This window comes from Pseudonocardia petroleophila (assembly GCF_014235185.1).
Lineage (GTDB): Bacteria > Actinomycetota > Actinomycetes > Mycobacteriales > Pseudonocardiaceae > Pseudonocardia > Pseudonocardia petroleophila.
The window spans coordinates 2,153,588-2,169,830 of record NZ_CP060131.1; the positions used below are offsets into that span (position 1 = coordinate 2,153,588).

The 16,243-nt window shown below is 73.9% G+C and carries 15 protein-coding genes; 8 read left to right on the plus strand and 7 right to left on the minus strand.

All coding sequences use genetic code 11. The features are described from left to right. Positions 1 to 125 precede the first annotated feature (125 nt). The 4 genes from H6H00_RS10895 to H6H00_RS10910 all read left to right on the plus strand — a co-directional run bounded on the left by H6H00_RS10895 (position 126) and on the right by H6H00_RS10910 (position 4,873). Complete coding sequence (locus H6H00_RS10895) at positions 126 to 2,390, plus strand: xanthine dehydrogenase family protein molybdopterin-binding subunit (RefSeq protein ID WP_185721169.1); 2,265 nt, start codon at positions 126 to 128, stop codon at positions 2,388 to 2,390. After that, on the plus strand, positions 2,387 to 2,938 hold the full coding sequence (locus H6H00_RS10900) for a (2Fe-2S)-binding protein (protein ID WP_255425687.1): 552 nt from the start codon (positions 2,387 to 2,389) through the stop codon (positions 2,936 to 2,938). The genes H6H00_RS10895 and H6H00_RS10900 overlap by 4 nt, the downstream gene beginning before the upstream one ends. Next, positions 2,935 to 3,753 (plus strand): FAD binding domain-containing protein, encoded by an 819-nt coding sequence (locus H6H00_RS10905; RefSeq protein ID WP_185721170.1) that lies wholly within the window; start codon positions 2,935 to 2,937, stop codon positions 3,751 to 3,753. Before H6H00_RS10900 ends, H6H00_RS10905 begins: the two co-directional genes overlap by 4 nt. 112 nt (positions 3,754 to 3,865) lie before the next feature. Further along, complete coding sequence (locus tag H6H00_RS10910) at positions 3,866 to 4,873, plus strand: serine/threonine-protein kinase (protein WP_185721171.1); 1,008 nt, start codon at positions 3,866 to 3,868, stop codon at positions 4,871 to 4,873. A 54-nt stretch (positions 4,874 to 4,927) separates the two neighbouring features. Here the strand turns inward: H6H00_RS10910 and H6H00_RS10915 are convergent, their stop codons facing one another. Then, positions 4,928 to 5,563 (minus strand): response regulator transcription factor, encoded by a 636-nt coding sequence (locus H6H00_RS10915; protein WP_185722337.1) that lies wholly within the window; start codon positions 5,561 to 5,563, stop codon positions 4,928 to 4,930. Continuing rightward, positions 5,560 to 6,726 carry a sensor histidine kinase gene (locus tag H6H00_RS10920; RefSeq protein ID WP_185721172.1) on the minus strand — a complete coding sequence of 389 codons (1,167 nt, stop codon included), beginning with the start codon at positions 6,724 to 6,726 and terminating at the stop codon, positions 5,560 to 5,562. Before H6H00_RS10920 ends, H6H00_RS10915 begins: the two co-directional genes overlap by 4 nt. Positions 6,727 to 6,835: 109 nt before the next feature. Here H6H00_RS10920 and H6H00_RS32240 point away from each other — a divergent pair, with 109 nt between their 5' ends. The 3 genes from H6H00_RS32240 to H6H00_RS10925 are packed head-to-tail and all read left to right on the plus strand — an operon-like array spanning position 6,836 to position 8,065. Further along, positions 6,836 to 6,970, plus strand: a complete 135-nt coding sequence (locus H6H00_RS32240; RefSeq protein ID WP_255425688.1) for a hypothetical protein — start codon at positions 6,836 to 6,838, stop codon at positions 6,968 to 6,970. Beyond that, positions 6,963 to 7,418: a DUF418 domain-containing protein gene (locus tag H6H00_RS32825; protein WP_344736514.1), complete on the plus strand. Its 456-nt coding sequence runs from the start codon at positions 6,963 to 6,965 to the stop codon at positions 7,416 to 7,418. Before H6H00_RS32240 ends, H6H00_RS32825 begins: the two co-directional genes overlap by 8 nt. Next, positions 7,301 to 8,065, plus strand: coding sequence for a DUF418 domain-containing protein (locus H6H00_RS10925; RefSeq protein WP_344736512.1), 765 nt, complete (start codon positions 7,301 to 7,303; stop codon positions 8,063 to 8,065). The genes H6H00_RS32825 and H6H00_RS10925 overlap by 118 nt, the downstream gene beginning before the upstream one ends. Here the strand turns inward: H6H00_RS10925 and mftM are convergent, their stop codons facing one another. After that, positions 8,066 to 8,809: a mycofactocin oligosaccharide methyltransferase MftM gene (gene mftM, locus H6H00_RS10930; protein WP_185721173.1), complete on the minus strand. Its 744-nt coding sequence runs from the start codon at positions 8,807 to 8,809 to the stop codon at positions 8,066 to 8,068. Between the two features lie 121 nt (positions 8,810 to 8,930). Between mftM and H6H00_RS10935 the strand changes: the two genes are divergently transcribed. Continuing rightward, entirely contained in the window at positions 8,931 to 10,796 is a 1,866-nt protein-coding gene (locus tag H6H00_RS10935) for a clostripain-related cysteine peptidase (RefSeq protein WP_185721174.1), read from the plus strand. A 10-nt stretch (positions 10,797 to 10,806) separates the two neighbouring features. Here the strand turns inward: H6H00_RS10935 and H6H00_RS10940 are convergent, their stop codons facing one another. From H6H00_RS10940 to H6H00_RS10955, 4 genes are all read right to left on the minus strand, one after another. Beyond that, positions 10,807 to 12,336, minus strand: a complete 1,530-nt coding sequence (locus H6H00_RS10940; RefSeq protein ID WP_185721175.1) for a VWA domain-containing protein — start codon at positions 12,334 to 12,336, stop codon at positions 10,807 to 10,809. 18 nt (positions 12,337 to 12,354) lie between these two features. Continuing rightward, positions 12,355 to 13,578 carry an AAA family ATPase gene (locus H6H00_RS10945; protein ID WP_185721176.1) on the minus strand — a complete coding sequence of 408 codons (1,224 nt, stop codon included), beginning with the start codon at positions 13,576 to 13,578 and terminating at the stop codon, positions 12,355 to 12,357. Positions 13,579 to 13,666: 88 nt separating this feature from the next. Beyond that, the gene (gene mdo / locus H6H00_RS10950; protein WP_185721177.1) at positions 13,667 to 14,959 is read right to left on the minus strand and encodes an NDMA-dependent methanol dehydrogenase; all 1,293 of its coding nucleotides are present in this window, start codon (positions 14,957 to 14,959) and stop codon (positions 13,667 to 13,669) included. Positions 14,960 to 15,120: 161 nt separating this feature from the next. Continuing rightward, positions 15,121 to 16,185 (minus strand): GNAT family N-acetyltransferase, encoded by a 1,065-nt coding sequence (locus H6H00_RS10955; RefSeq protein WP_185721178.1) that lies wholly within the window; start codon positions 16,183 to 16,185, stop codon positions 15,121 to 15,123. Positions 16,186 to 16,243 lie beyond the last annotated feature (58 nt).

The window sequence follows — 16,243 nt, forward strand, 5'->3', positions numbered from 1 at the left end:
GGGCGACGCGCACCTGCGGAACGGGCGACGACTCCGCTCCGCATCCGCGGGCCGATCCGCCCGGAATGTTGTGCGCGACAGGTCGGCCCCGGCAGGGCCGACCGCGTCCGGCTAATGTCCCGAGAATGAGCATCATGGGCACGCGCGTGGTCCGCAGAGAGGACCCCCTCTTCCTCTCGCGGGGTGCCACCTACACCGACGACCTGACCGACGACCGGCTCACCGGTGCGCTGCACCTGACGCTGGTCCGGTCCCCGCTCGCGCACGCGCGCATCACCTCCGTCGACGTCGAGGAGGCCCGTCGGGCCCCCGGCGTCGTCGCGGTGATCACCGGCGCGGAGATCGACCTCGAGCCCGCGCTGCTGTTCGGCGGCGCGAACAAGGGCATGGTCCGGTCCTGGCTGCCGACCGACAAGGTCCGCTTCGTCGGGGAGCCGGTCGTGGCCGTCCTCACCGAGGAGGCCTACCAGGGCCAGGACGCCGCCGACCTCGTGGAGATCGACTACGACCCGCTCCCCGCGGTCGTCGACCTCAAGGCCGCCGCCTCGGACGAGGTGCTGCTGTTCGAGGAGGTCGGCACCAACACCTCCAACGGCTTCGGGCTGAAGGACGAGTTCGACGAGCACCTGTTCGACGACTGCGAGGTCGTCGTCACGAAGGAGATCGTCAACCAGCGCCTCGCCGCGGCGTCGCTGGAGACCCGTGCCGCGAGCGCCGCGTGGGGCGAGGACGGGCGGCTCACGCTCTGGTGCTCCACCCAGGCCGCCCAGGGCGCCCGCGACGAGGTGGCCGGCTGGCTCGGCGTCGACTCCTCGCAGGTGCACGTGATCACCCCCGACGTGGGCGGCGGGTTCGGCGCGAAGATCGGCGCCGACCCCGAGTTCGCGCTCGTCGCGTGGCTCGCCAAGCACACCGGCCGTCCCGTGCGCTGGAACGAGACGCGCTCGGAGAACATGACCGGGATGGTCCAGGGCCGCGCGCAGCTGCAGACGGTCACCATCGGCGGCAACCGCGACGGCAAGGTCCTCGCCTACCGCCTCGACGTGCTGGCCGACGCGGGTGCCTACCCGCGCCTGGGCGCCGTCCTGCCGATGTTCACGCGGATGATGGCGCCGGGCGTCTACGACATCCCGAAGGTCGAGTCGCGGGCGCGGGTGCTGGTCACCACCACCACCTCGACCGCGGCCTACCGCGGCGCCGGGCGCCCCGAGGCCACCGCGGCCATCGAGCGCTCGATGGACATGTTCGCCGCCGAGATCGGCATGGACCCGGCCGAGGTCCGCCGCCGCAACCTGCTGCAGCCCGAGCAGTTCCCGCTCACCACCAAGGGCGGCGCGCCCTACGACAGCGGCGAGTACGAGAAGGCGCTCGACAAGGTCCTCGAGGGCGCGGGCTACAGCGAGCTGCGCGCCGAGCAGAAGCGTCGCCGCGAGGCGGGCGAGGTCGTGCAGCTGGGCATCGGCGTCTCGGTGTTCGTCGAGATCACCGGCGGCGGGGCGTTCAGCGAGGACGCCTCCGTCGAGGTCCACCCCGACGGCACCGTCACCGTGCTCACCGGCACCTCGCCGCACGGGCAGGGCCACGCCACGGCGTGGGCGATGCTCGCCAGCGAGCACCTCGGCATCGGCATCGACAAGATCACCGTGCTGCACGGCGACACCGACCTCATCCCCCGCGGCAGCGGCACGATGGGCTCGCGCAGCCTGCAGACCGGCGGCGTCGCCGTCTACCAGGCGGCAGGCGAGCTCGTCGAGCTGGCCAAGCAGCGCGCGGCCGACCTGCTGGAGGCGAACGTCGACGACCTCGAGGTCGTCGACGGCTCGGTCAACGTCCGTGGCACCGACAAGGGCGTGACGCTCGCGGCGCTGGCGGAGAAGGAGAAGCTGCAGGTCGACTCGAACTTCGACAGCGGCGCGCCCACCTTCCCGTTCGGCGCGCACGTCGCCGTCGTCGAGGTCGACGTGGAGTCCGGCAAGGCGGTGGTCGACAGGATCATCACCGTCGACGACGCCGGCCCCGTGCTCAACCCCCTGCTGTGCGAGGGGCAGCGCCACGGCGGCATCGCGCAGGGCATCTCGCAGGCCCTGCTCGAGGAGGTCGTCTACGACGCCGACGGCAACCCGCTGACGGCCACGTTCGCCGACTACGCGTTCCCGTCCGCGGCCGAGCTGCCCAGCTTCACGCTGCTCGACATGGCCACGCCGACGCACATCAACCCGCTGGGCGCCAAGGGCATCGGCGAGGCGGGCACCATCGGTGCCACGCCCGCCGTGCAGAGCGCGGTGGTCGACGCCGTCTCCCACCTCGGCGTCCGCCACATCGACATGCCGACCAGCCCCCTGCGGGTCTGGGAGGCCATCAACGCCGCTGCCCAGGAGGGCGCCAAGTGAAGGTCCAGATGACGGTGAACGGCGCGGAGACCAGCGCCGAGGTCGAGCCGCGGTTGCTGCTCGCCCACTACCTGCGCGACACCCTCGGGCTCAAGGCCACCAACGTCGGCTGCGACACGACCTCCTGCGGTGCGTGCACCGTGCTGGTCGACGGGGAGTCGGTGAAGTCCTGCACCATGCTCGCCGTGCAGGCCGACGAGGCGACCGTGCAGACGATGGAGGGGCTCTCGCCCACCTCCGACGACCTGCACCCGGTCGCCGCCGCGTTCCGCGAGGAGCACGGCCTGCAGTGCGGGTTCTGCACCCCCGGCATGGTGATGGCCACGGTGAGCCTGCTCGCCGAGACGCCGAAGCCCACCGAGCGCGAGGTCCGCGAGGGCCTGGAGGGCAACCTCTGCCGGTGCACCGGCTACCACAACATCGTCCGGGCGGTGCTGGCCGCGAGCGGCCAGGACCCCGACGCCGTCACCGGCGGGGGGCACGCCCAGCAGGCGCCCTCCGGCGGCCTCGAGGCGGAACCGGGCTTCTCCACCGGGAGCGGCGCATGATCCCCGTCGGTTTCGCCTACGAGCGTCCGGACACCCTCGACGGCGCGCTCGCGCTGCTCGCCGAGCACGGCGACGAGGCCACGGTCCTGGCGGGCGGGCACTCGATCCTGCCCGTCATGAAGCTGCGGCTGGCCACCCCCGAGCTGGTCATCGACATCGGCAGGCTCACGGAGCTGGACTACGTGCGCGTCGACGGCGACGAGGTCGCGATCGGGGCGGGCACCAAGCACCGCACCGTCGAGGCCTCGGAGGTCGTAGGTGCGGAGGTGCCGCTGCTCGCGGCCGTCGCGCGCACCGTCGGCGACCCGCAGATCCGCCACCGCGGCACGCTCGGCGGCTCGCTGGCGCACGCCGACCCGGCGTCGGACCTGCCGGCCGCCGTCCTCGCGCTCGGCGGCACGGTCGTGCTGCGCGGGCCGCGGGGCGAGCGCTCGGTGCCGATCACGGAGTTCTACACCGGGATGTTCTCCTCGGTGAAGGAGCCGGACGAGCTGATCACCGAGGTCCGGGTGCCGCGCACCGGGGCCGCGGGCTGGGCGTACGAGAAGTTCACGCGCCGGGCCAACGACTGGGCGATCGTCGCGGTCGCCGCCGTCGACGGGCGGGTGGGGCTGGTCAACATGGGCCCGACGCCGTTGCGGGCCACGGCCACCGAGGCCGCGCTGGCCGACGGGGCGTCGATCGCCGACGCCGCGGCGCTGGCCGCCGAGGGCACCGAGCCCACGGCGGACCTGACGGCCACGGCCGACTACCGGCGTCACCTGGCCCGGGTCCTGACCAAGCGGGCCCTGACGACGGCCGCCGCCGGCGCCTGATCCCGGCCCCGCGGGTCCCCTCCGCCACCGGGCGGTCGGGGACCCGCGGGAGCGGCGACACGATCCGTGTCGGTCGCGCATGAAACGTCGCGAACGGGGGAACGTGGTCGGTGTGAGCACCGACGGCGAGGGCGAGCCAGAGGGCCGGCTCGTCGCCGGCCGTTACCGGCTCGGTCCGGTGATCGGGATCGGGTCCTCGGCGGTGGTGCGCCGCGGTCGCGACGTCCGCAACGGCGTCCGGGTCGCGGTGAAGCTGTTCCACCCCGGCGGCTCGGTGCACGACCGCCGCCAGCAGCGCCGGGAGATGGACGCGCTGTCACGGCTGGACCAGCATCCCGGGCTCGTCGGCCTGCGCGACGGGGGGACCGAGTCGGGGCGCCCGTTCGTCGTCACCGACCTGGTGGAGGGCCCCACGCTCGCCGAGCAGATCGGGGTCGCGCCGCTGCCGCCCGCGCAGGTCCGCCGCCTCGGCGCGGAGCTCGCCGACGCCCTCGCGCACGTCCACGACGGCGGCATCGTGCACCGCGACGTGAAGCCCGCGAACGTGCTGCTCGGCGACGGCACGCACGCGCACCTCGCCGACTTCGGCATCGCGAAGGCCCTCGACGGCGCCGCCGTCACCGAGGCCGGGATGATCGTCGGGACCGCCGCGTTCCTCGCCCCCGAGCAGGCCCGCGGGGAGGCCGTCGGCCCGCCCGCCGACGTCTACGCGCTCGGCCTCGTGCTGCTGGAGGCGCTCACCGGCCGCCGCGAGTACCCGGGCCGCGCCGCGGAGTCGGCGACGGCCCGCCTGCACCGCCGCCCGCACGTCCCCGACGGGCTCCCCGCCGACCTCGGCGCCGTGCTGGTCGCGATGACCGAGGACGACCCCGCGGCCCGGCCCACGGCCGCCGCGGTGGCGGCGGCGCTCGCCGCGACCCCGCTGCACGCCGCACCCTCCGCGGCGGGTGGGGGACGGCACCGCCGCAGCCACCCCCGCCGCCGACGCGCGGTGGTGCCGCTGGCGGCCACCGCCCTCGTCCTGGCCGCGGCGGGCGGCACCGCCCTCCTGCTCGGGCCCGAGGATCCGGCCCCCGTCGTCGCCAGTCCCGCGGTGGTCCCGGCGGCCGGGGAGCGCTGACCCCCGGACCGCAGCGGATCAGGTCGGGCCGAGGGATCAGGACGGCCCGGCGGATCAGGACAGCCCGGCCTCCTGCGCCGCGATCGCCGCCTGCACCCGCGAGCGCACGCCGAGCTTCGCGAGCACCCGGGACACGTGGGTCTTCGTGGTCGCCTCGGTGATCACCAGCGCGTCGGCGATCTCGGCGTTGGACAGGCCGCGACCCAGGCAGCCGAGCACGTCGGTCTCGCGCGGGGTGAGGTCGGCGAGCCCGGCGGGCGGCTCGGAGCGGCGCACCGGGGCGGCCAGCCGGGCCAGCACCCGGCGGGTGACCTCCGGGGCGAGGACCCCGTCGCCGCGGGCCACCGCGCGCACGGCGTCGAGCAGCTGCGGGGCCGACACCGACTTCAGCAGGAACCCGGCGGCGCCCGCGGCGAGCGCACCGTCGACGTAGTCGTCGAGGTCGAACGTCGTCAGGACGAGCACCGGGCAGGTGTCGGCGAGCCGCCGCGTCGCCTCGATCCCGTCGATGCCGGGCATCCGGATGTCCATGAGCACGAGGTCGGGGCGCAGCTCGGCGGCCGCGCGGACCGCCGCGAGCCCGTCACCCACCTCCGCGACGACCTCCACGTCCGGCGCCGAGTCGAGGATCATCACCAGGCCGGTGCGGATCGCGGCCTGGTCGTCGGCGACCACCACGCGGACGGTCATCGCGGCGGCCCGGCGGGCAGCGCGGCGCGCACCGTCCACGCCCGGTCGCCCCGCCCGGCGACGATCCGGCCCCCGACCGCGGCGGCGCGCTCGGCGAGCCCGAGCAGGCCGGTGCCGGTGCCCCCGCCGTCGGCCGCGTCGTCGACCAGGTCGTTGGCCACCTCCACGCGCAGCTCGTCGGCGCTGCGGCGCAGCACGACCCGCACCGCGCTGCCGGGGGCGTGCTTGGCGGCGTTGGTCAGCGACTCCTGCACGATCCGGTAGGCGGCCAGGTCGACCGCGGCCGGCAGGTCGCCCGGCGGGCGGCGGTCGTCGAGCTCCACCCGCAGCCCCGACGCCCGGCCGGCGTCGAGCAGCGCCTCGATCCGGTCGAGCCCGGCGGGCGCGGTGCGCGCCTCGTCGTCGGGGTCGGCGCGCAGCAGCCCGATCATGGTGCGCATCTCCGCCAGCGACGCGACGCTACCCCGGCGCACCTGGGTGAGCACCCGCCGCAGCACCTCGGGGTCGGCGTCCGGCAGAGTCAGCGCCGCCTCCGACTGGATGGCGATGGCCGAGAGCTGCCCGGCGATGACGTCGTGCAGGTCGCGGGCCATCCGGTTGCGCTCGGCCGTGACGGCCGCGGCGCGGTCCAGCTCGGCCATCCGCCGCTCCTGCTCGGCGCGGTCGCGCTCGGCGTCGGCGCGGTCCCGGTGCCGGCGCACCTCCTGGCCCCACCACACGGGGATCGCGAGGAGCAGCCCCAGGCCCATCACGGTGCCGACGGCCGCGGCGGCGCCCTCGACCAGCAGGCTGTGCAGCGCCAGGAGCGCCGCCACCGCGCCCGCGGCGGCGCACACCCACCGGCCCGCCCGCCGCGACGAGTGCAGGACCGCGCTGTAGAGCGCCTCGCCGAAGGCCAGCAGCATCCCGGTGTGCGTCACGCCCACGACGAACGGGCTCGCGACGAGCGCGGCCGTCGTGACCAGCAGCCCGGCCACCGGTCGGCGGCGACGCAGCACGACCCCGGAGCAGGCCGGCGCGAGCAGCCCGACGGCCGCCCCCGTCGACCCCGCCGGTCCGCCCCACTGCACCGCCGCGTCGGGGACGACGGCCAGCAGGAGCACGCCGAGCGCGAGGAGCAGCACCGCCCGCAGCACGTCCTCGCGGATCTCCCGGGCGGTCACGCACCCCATCCCACCACGGGTGCGCCCGGTGCGCGTCGATCGAAGGAGGTACACCGGATGGTCCTCGCGCCCGACGGCGCCGGCGGCCCCGCACGGCACGCTCGTCGCCATGGTCGAGTTCGTGTCGCAGCCGCTGGTGATCCTCGTCGCCGCGTGCGAGGTGCTGCCGGTCGTGGTGATCCGGCTTGTCGTCGGTCCGGTGTGGACGACGCCGGCCCCGCCGCGGGAGCCCGCCCGTGCCTGACCGCGTGGAGGCCCTCGACGTCCTGCGCGGCGTCGCGATCCTCGGCACGCTCGCGTCGAACGTCTGGCTGTTCACCGCCCCCGGCGGCCCGGCCGCGCTGCTCCACGGCGGCATCGACACGACCGGTGCCGTGCAGACCGCCCTGGTCACGCTGTCGAACGGCAAGTTCCTCGCCCTGCTGACGCTGCTGTTCGGGATCGGCCTGGAGATCCAGTACCGGTCCGCCGTGCGCCGGGGCGTGCCGTGGCCGGGGCGGTACCCGGTGCGGGCCGCGATCCTGTTCGTCGAGGGCTGCTGCACTACCTGCTGGTCTTCGAGTTCGACGTGCTCATGGGCTACGCGATCACCTCGCTGCTCGTCGCCCACCTGGTCGGGCGCAGCGACCGGGTCGTGCGCGCCTGGATCGGCGGCGTCGGCTCGGCGTTCGCGGTGGCGGTGCTCGGGGTGACGGCGCTGCTGGTCACCGCCCCGCCGACGGCCGCGGGGCCGGGTCCGGTGGGGAGCACCGCGAGCTGGACCGCCCAGGTCGCGGAGCGGGTGACCGGGTTCGCCCTCTACCGCGCCGAGCTGCTGCTGATCGTCCCGTCGGCGACGGTGCTGTTCCTGGTCGGGTCCCGGCTGCCGCGCGCAGGGGTGTTCGACGCCGGGGGCGCCCGGCTGCGTCGGCGGCTCGCCGCGTACGGGCTCGGGCTGGGCGTCCCGCTGAACGCGGCGACCGCGCTCGCCGGACCGGACTGGGTACTCGTCGACCGCTACCTCGTGCCGCCGCTGGTGGCGCTCGGGCTGCTCGGCGCGGTCACCGAGCTGGTCGCGCGCACCCGCGGCGGGGCGGTACGGCGGCGGCTCGCGGCCGTCGGGCGGACGGCGCTGTCGTGCTACGTCCTGCAGAACGTGCTCGCCGCCGCGCTGTGCTCCGACTGGGGCCTCGGTCTCGCGGGCCGCCTCGCCGACGCCCGGCCGTGGTGGGTGGTCGGGCTGTGGGCCGCGATCTCGCTGGTGCTGCTGCTGGCCGCGCCCGCGTGGCTGCGGCGGTTCCCGCGCGGACCGCTGGAGCTACTGGCGCACCGCCTGCACCGCGGGGCGGTGCGGGTCTGATCAGGCGTCGACGACGAGCCAGCCGCCGTGGTGGTCCTCCACCCGGTACGGGCGGCCGGTGGCGGCGCCGAGCGCGTCGAGGTCGGCGGCGTCGAACGTGCGGACGTGGCCCCACGCCGGGTTCGGCTCGTCCTCGTAGGGCACGGCCACCACGACGCGCCGCCGGGCCAGGCGCAGCATCTCCCCGACGACGACCGGGGCGAGCGCGGGCGGCAGGTGCTCCAGCAGGTGGACGGCGAACACGGTGTCGGCGGACGCGTCGGCCAGCGGCACCGCGGTGGCGTCGCCGGTGAGGGTGTGCAGCGGGAGGTCGAGCGCCGGGGCGACCCGGGAGAGCAGCCGGACCGTGCCCGCCGACAGGTCGACGGCCGTCACGTCGTGCCCGGCCGCGACGAGCTGCAGCGACAGGAACCCGAAGCAGCACCCCAGCTCCACCACGGAGCCGACGGCGAGCTCCACGGCCCGGTCGTGCACCGGCGCCATCCCGGCGTTGGTGCCGCCGGGCGCGCCGCCGCGGCCCAGCTCGTCGAGGGTGTTGCGGTAGAACGCGGTCCAGCCGGGGTCGACCGAGGCGACGACGGAGACGAACGTCCGCTCGAACGCCGACGCCTCGATGTGGCCCGGGGCGACGAGGTCCTCGGCGATCCAGCCGGCGAGGTCGTTGCTGAGCTCGCCCGCGGAGATCCGGTGCCGCAGCCGCCCGTCGGCGCCCATCGTGAGCCGGGGGACGGTCGCGGTGGTCATCGTCCGACCCTATGTCGCCCCCCGCGCCGGGACACCTGCCGGAACGGTCAGGCCGTGCCCCCGCGCGCGTCTGGTAGTAATCGGCGGCCACCGGCCGTCGGTGCACCTGAGGAGGGCTCCGATGCGTCGTCGTCTCGCCGGGCCGATCGTCGCCTGCCTGCTCGCCGCGGGGTGCTCGGCGGGGCCCATCCCCGACGACGCCCCGCAGGGGTGGACCGTGCTGGTCTACTCGATCGCCGACACCGACCTCGAGCCGTTCCTGCTCACCGACCTGGGCGAGCTCGGCGAGGTGGGCACGTCCGACGACGTCGCGATCTCCGCGCTGGCCGACCGCGCGGCCGGCTACACCGACGAGCCCGCGCTCGGCCTCGGCGACTGGGAGGGCGGGAAGGTCCTGCGGTACACCGACGCGGGTGTCGAGGTCGTCGAGGAGCTGGGCGAGGTCAACACCGGCGACCCCGACGTCCTGCGCCGCTTCGTCGCCGACGGGCTGGCCGCGCACCCCGCGCAGAACACCGCGGTGATCCTCACCGACCACGGCGCGGCCTGGTCGGGCGTCGGGGGCGACGAGTCGGCGGGCTCCGACGTCCTGACCCTGGCCGAGATGCGCGACGCCGTCGCCGGTGGCCTCGCCGACGCCGGCGTCGAGAAGCTCGACCTGCTCGGCTTCGACGCCTGCCTGATGGCGACCTACGAGACGGCGAGCGCGTTCACCGGGGTCGCTGACCGGATGCTCGCCTCCCAGGAGCTCGAACCCGGCCACGGCTGGGACTACCGCGTGCTGCAGGTGCTCGCCGACGACCCCGCCACCACCGTCGACGCCCTCGGCGGCGCGCTGATCGACGGCTTCGACGCCCAGGCGAAGGAGGAGGGCACCGGGGCCGACATCACGCTGTCCCTGGTCGACCTCACGCGGATGCCGGCCGTCGAGGAGGCGATGACCGCGTTCGGCGGGGCGCTCACCGAGCGGGTCGCGACGCTCGCCCCCGTCGTCGGCGCGCAGCGGGCGAGCACGCTGGGCTTCGGGCGCAGTCCCGACCCCGTCGAGGACACCCACATGGCCGACCTCGGCATCCTCGCCGCGCAGATCGGCGTCGAGGCGCTCGACGTCGCCGACGAGGCCGACGCGCTGGTCCGGGCCCTCAACGACGCCGTCGTCGACCGCGTCGCGGGGCAGGCGGTGCGCGGGGCGACCGGGCTGTCGATCTACTTCCCGCCCCAGGCCGAGTACTTCGACGCCGCCTACGCCGACGTGCCGGGCGCCGGACCGTGGACGCGGTTCCTGCAGGGCTTCTACGGCGCGGGCGACGCCCTGCCCGCCGACCGGCGGCCGCGCTTCCTCGGCGACCCCGACGCCTCCTTCGACGCCGACGGCCTCACCCTGGTCGGCGCGGTCGACCCGGCCGCCGCGGCCGCGGTGTCCGAGGCCGTCATCACCTACGGCCTCGTCGACGACGACGGCGGCACCACGTTCCTCGGCGAGGAGCCCGCGACCGTCGACGACGACGGGCAGGTGGTCGGCGTCTACGACCTCACGCAGCTGACGATCTCCGACGGCGTGGACACCGCCCAGGCCTACCTCACGCTGACCGACGCCGGGGACGGCGTGTCGAGCATCGACGTGCCGATGGCCTACTACGCCCCCGGCGCCCAGGAGTACCAGGACGTCCTGCTCACCATCACGGTCGACGGCGCCACCGGCGATGTCCTCGACGAGACCTACTACGCCTACGACGAGGTGCTCGGCACCTTCGGCGAGCTGACGGCCGACCCGGCCGGGATCATCGTGCCGGAGGTCCTCGCCGTCGGTGCCGACGGCGAGCAGACCTGGACCGCGACCACCGACGTCGGGCTCTACGCCGACCTGCCCGCCCTGCGCTACGACCTGGCCCCGCTGCCGTCCGGGTCCACGCTGTACGCCGGGCTGACCGTCACCGACTTCGGCGGCGGCACCGACACCGCCGCGACGACGGTGACGGTGCCCTGACCGCCGTGGCTCAGCGCCCGACGAGCTCCGCCGCCATCTCGTGCGCGGCGGTCTCCAGGCCGGTGAGGTCGCGGACGACCCGCACCCGGGAGCAGTACTCGGCGTAGTCGGGCAGGTCGCAGCCGCCCAGGCCCCAGGAGTAGCGGGGTTCCGGGGTGAGCCAGATCGTCTCCCGCGCGCGGCGGGTGATCTCGGCGAACGCCTCCAGGTTCGGGTCGTTGCCGTTGCCCCGCCCGTCGCCCAGGACGATCACCGTCGAGCGCCGGTTGACCGCCGAGGCGTAGTCCTCCTGGAACGTGCCGAACGCCTTGCCGTAGTCGGAGTTGGCGTCCACGTCGAGCACGTCGCCGCCGAAGATCAGGCCCAGGGCCTGCTCCACGGGGTGGTCCTCGAACAGGTCGGTGACCTCCACCATGTCGGAGACGAACGCGTACGCCCGCACCTGCCCGAACAGGTTCTGCAGCCCGTGCACCAGGTGCAGGGTGAACCGGGCGGTGGCCCGCACCGACAGCGACACGTCGGCCAGGATCACCAGCCGCGGCTTGTCCTCCGAGCGCGTGACCGTGACCGGCGAGAACGGGATCCCGTCGAAGCGCATGTTGCGGCGCATCGTGCGGCCCGAGTCGATCCGGCCGCGGCTGGACACCTTGCGCTTGTGCGTGAGCCCGCCGTGCAGCGTGTGCGCGAGCCGGCGGATCGACTCCTCCAGCTCCATCCGCTCGTGCTCGCCGACGCGGTCGACCTCGCGGACCTTCTCCGCCTCCACGCCCTCGACGACCTTGTTCTCCAGCGCCATCAGCGCCTCGAGGTGCTTCTTCAGGGCCTCGGGCAGCCCGGCGAGCACGCCGGTCATCCGCCGCCGCAGGGCCGCCGCGTCGTCCTCGGTGCCCTCCTGCGACTCGTCGTCGGCGGCGTTGAGCCAGCCCAGCAGCATCTCCTGCTGCGCGACGGACAGGTCGGCGTCGACCTTCGTGCCCTGCTGCTGGCTGATCTCGCCCGGCATCCCCGCGTTGTGCAGGCTGTCGGTCTCGATCTGGACGCGCTGCCCCTCGCCGTCGATGCCCTGGCTGTCCTTGGACAGCACGATCTCGTCGGTCATCGCGGCCATGTCGATCTTGTTGGCCTCCTGGTGCAGGTTGTACTGCTGCGCCAGGTCGTCGGGGTCGAAGTAGTCGCGGATGTCGGCGGGCTTGCCGTGCTCGTGGCCCTGCTCGGGGGTGTTGCTCGGCTCCTCGGACAGCGTGAACGACTCCAGCTCACCGGAGTCGGACAGGTCGCCGTGGCCGTGCCCGTGGCCGTGCCCGACGTCCTCGCCGCCCACCTTCACCAGCGCGAAGAACTGGTCGAAGATGTCGTCGTAGATCTCCTCGTCGCGCCGGTCCTTGATCAGGGCGACGCGCAGGGCGGCGCGCAGCTGTTCCTTGTCCTGCATCATCCCGGGCTGGGCGGCGCACGCCATCGCGTCGAGGGCCTCCGGGATGGAGATCCGGATGCCGCGCAGGCGCAGCAGCCGGACGAAGCGGTGCAGCGCGTTCTCCATCGGGTGCTCCTCCGTCCGCTACAGCGCGCGCCGTCGGCCGAGGCCCGCACCGAAGCTGCTCTTGCCGCGGTCGGCCGGGACCTTCGGCGGGGTGACGGCCTTGGCGCCGGTGTCGCCGCCGAGGGGGTTGGAGCCGTAGGTGTTGCCGAAGCGGCCCGGGGTGTCCTTCGCGGCGCGGATCGCGCGGCCGTCGACCTCGTCCTCGGAGTCGTCGTCGCGGCTCGTGCTGCGCGGCTTCTCCGGCTCCTCGTCGTGCCCGTGACCGTGCCCGTGACCGTGCCCGTGGCCCTTCTCCGGGACGGTGGCGTTCGGGTCGACCAGCTTCGGCAGCGCACCGATGGCCTTGCGCACGTCCTTGTCGTACTTGACGACGACCGACACGGTGTCGGACAGGACCGTCGCGTTGAGCTCCTCGACCCCCAGGACGGCGAGCGTGCGCGCCCAGTCGATGGTCTCCGAGATCGACGGGGACTTGCGCAGCTCCAGCTCGCGCAGCCCGCGGACGATGCCGACGAGCTGCTCGGCGAGCGCGTCCGGCAGGCCCGTCTTCTTGCTCCGGACGATCTCCAGCTCGCGCTCGGCGGTGGGGTAGTCCAGGAACAGGTGCAGGCAGCGGCGCTTGAGGGCGGCGGAGAGGTCGCGGGTGTTGTTCGAGGTCAGGACCACGTAGGGCGGGTTGTCGGTGGTGAACGTGCCCACCTCGGGCACCGACACCTGGTACTCGGCGAGGGTCTCCAGCAGCACCGCCTCGAGTGCCTCGTCGGCGCGGTCGACCTCGTCGATCAGCAGCACGACCGGCTCGTCGGAGCGGATGGCCTCCAGCAGCGGGCGGGAGGCGAGGAAGCGCTCGGAGAAGAACACGCTCTCCTGGGCGCCGATGCGGTCGACGGCGTCCTCGAGGGTGGGGGAGTCGGCGACGACCTGGCCGATCTTCTCGCGCAGGATCTGGGTGTAGAGCAGCTGCTTGCCGTAGTCCCACTCGTAGAGGGCCTTGGTCTCGTCCTGTCCCTCGTAGCACTGCAGACGCAGCAGGCGCCGGCCCGTGGCCTTCGCCAGCGCCTTGGCCAGCTCGGTCTTGCCCACCCCGGCGGGGCCCTCGATGAGCAGCGGCTTGTCGAGCCGGTTGACCAGGAAGACGGTGGTGGCCAGACGGGCGTCGGCAATGTAGCCCTGCTCGCCCAGCGCGTCGACGACCTCGTCGACGGAATCGAACTGTCCGCTCCCGGACTCGAACTGCGACATGCTGCTCCGTTCCTCCATGACCAAGTGACTACCTGGCCGAGGGGGCGCCGGCAGCTGCCGGCGCCCCCTCGACTGTATGTGTTCGAACTCAGGTGAGCAGGTCGTCCAGGTCGCCGTTCATGCAGTGGTCGACCACGGGGCGCACGGTCTCGAACGTGCACTCCTTCGGGTTGCCCGGGGTGCAGGCGTCGCCGAGGACGTGGTTGGTGATGCGGTCGACGTCCGCCGCGTCACCCTTGATGATCGACTCGTTCTCGTAGAACTTGGTCGGGCCCTGGCCCAGCCGGTTCTTCGAGTACGAGTCCTGCTTGACGTCGACGAAGCGCTCCGGGATGCCCACGTCGCGCAGCAGCCGGATGGACGCGGCGAGCGCGGCCTCGGCGGCCTGGACGTTGGTCATGCCGTGCGTGTCGATGTCCATCGCCTGGGCGATGTCGGCGAAGCGCTTGTAGTGCGTCGGCATGTTGAACGCCCACACGCGCGGGAGCGCGACGGCGTTGTTCAGGCCGTGGTGGGTGTCGTAGAACGCCGACACCGCGTGGCTGATCGAGTGGATGATGCCGAGGCCACCGGAGTTGAACGCCTGCGCCGCGATGTACTGCGCGTTCATCATCCCGAAGCGGCCCTCGTAGCCCTGCGGGTTCCAGACCGCCTCGCGGAGGTTCTGGTTGGTCAGCTTGATCGCGTGCAGGGCGTTGCCCAGCGACGGGTCGAAGTTGATCCGGGAGACGTAGGGCTCGGAGGCGTGCGCGAGCACGTCGAACCCGCACTGCGCGGTGTAGTCGACCGGGCAGCTGTAGTAGAGCACCGGGTCGTCGATGGCCAGCGTGGTGACGCTGGCGTCGTCGAACGCCACGTACTTGTGGGGGTTGTCCGGGTCCGTCGTCGTGTCGGTGATGACGTAGGCCCAGGAGGTCTCCGAGCCGGTGCCGGCCGTGGTGGAGACCGCGATGTGCGGCGGGTTCTTCGGGTTCTCCGACTTGTTGAAGCCCTCGAACTCGTTGACGTTGCGGCCGTCGTGCGCGACCGAGACCCGCGCGCCCTTGCAGGCGTCGTGCGAGGAACCGCCGCCGATGGAGACGAAGCTGTCGCAGTTGTTCTGCTGGTAGAGGCCCACAGCGTCCATGACGTTGTAGTCCTTGGGGTTCGACTCGACCTTGTCGTACACGACGACCTCGAGGCCGTGGTACTTCATCGACTCGACGATCTTGTGGACGATGTCGGAGCCGCGCAGGCCCGACGTCATCACCAGCGTCTTCTTGAAGCCCAGCTTGAGGGCCTCCGGACCGATCAGCTCGTGAGCGCCCGGACCCATGAGGGCACGGGGGAAGGGGTGGAACTCCTTGATCGGGAACTGCGGAAGCATCTCTTCGACCTGCATGGGCAGCCCTTTCTGTGCAGGTAATGGGTCGAGGCCCGACGCTAGGACCTGTGTGACCCCCGGCATAGAAAGCCCATGAGGAGGGACGGGGGAATCCCGTCTGATCGGGTAGCTACCCCCTCCGATGGTGCCCTGCAGTTGTTATTGCCATGTAGTTGCGACTAGCTGGGGTCGATCTCCCACGACCGGTGCACCTCGGCGAGACCGCGCCGGGCGTACCAGGAGCGGGGGTGGTCGTCGGCCGCGGCGGAGAGCGTCACCAGGTCGCAGCCCGCACCGGCGGCGATCGCGCGGGCGTCGGCGAGCAGGGCGTCGCCGTGGCCGCGTCCGCGGTGCGCGGGCACGACCTCCAGCCCGTCGAGGTCGGCGGTGGCGCCGTCGATGCGCAGCACGGCCGACGCCACCACCTCGCCGTCGACGCGCAGGGCCAGCGGGCGCAGGTCGACGACGCGCTCCTCCAGCAGCAGGCGGTCGGTGAGCTGCGCGACCACGGCGTCGTCGACGCCGTACCGGCGCCACTCGGCGTCCCACGTGGGGCGCAGCGCCTCGACGTCGACGACCTCGGTGCGGCCGCGCACGCCCCCCGCCGGGCCGGCCATCCCGACGAGCGCCGTGACCCGCCTGCCCGCGTCGGCGAGGGCGGTGGCGGTGGCCGCGTGCCCGGCGCCGGACAGGGTCACCCGGGCGAGGCCGGTGCGCTCGGCGTCGGCGAGGACCGTGGCGGCGTCGGTGGCGCCGTCGATCAGGAGCCGGTTGTGCCGGTGCGAGGCGGGCACCGGGTCGGTGCGCACGGCGACCCCGCCCGTCACGGGGACCTCGGCGGTGGCGACGCGGCGCAGCAGGGACGGCTCGAACGCGGACAGGCGTCCCGCGGCGTCGGTCCGCGGGAGGACGGGCGTCCCGAACCCGTCCCCCGGCGCCGGGCGGTAGGGGACGACCGCCAGCACCGCGTGGACCGGGATCGCGCCGTAGGCGTGCGGGAAGCGCATCGACGCCGGGTCGGTGGGCAGCCCGGGCTCGAAGCGGACCTCGACGCCGATCCGGCCCGGGTCGAGGACCAGCAGGTTCAGGTCGGTGCGGCCGGCGAAGAGCCGGTTCGCGGGCAGGGCCACCTGGTCCGGGGTGGACAGGTGCACGAACTCCGCGACCGACGGGGCGATCACGCCCGCGGTGAGGTGCTCGCGCCACTCGGCGGTGGTGGCCAGGTGCAGCAGGACGTCGCTCACGGCGTCATCCTGCGCCCCTCCGATCGGAGGGGGCGTACCGACCGTTGGGCGGGCGGGT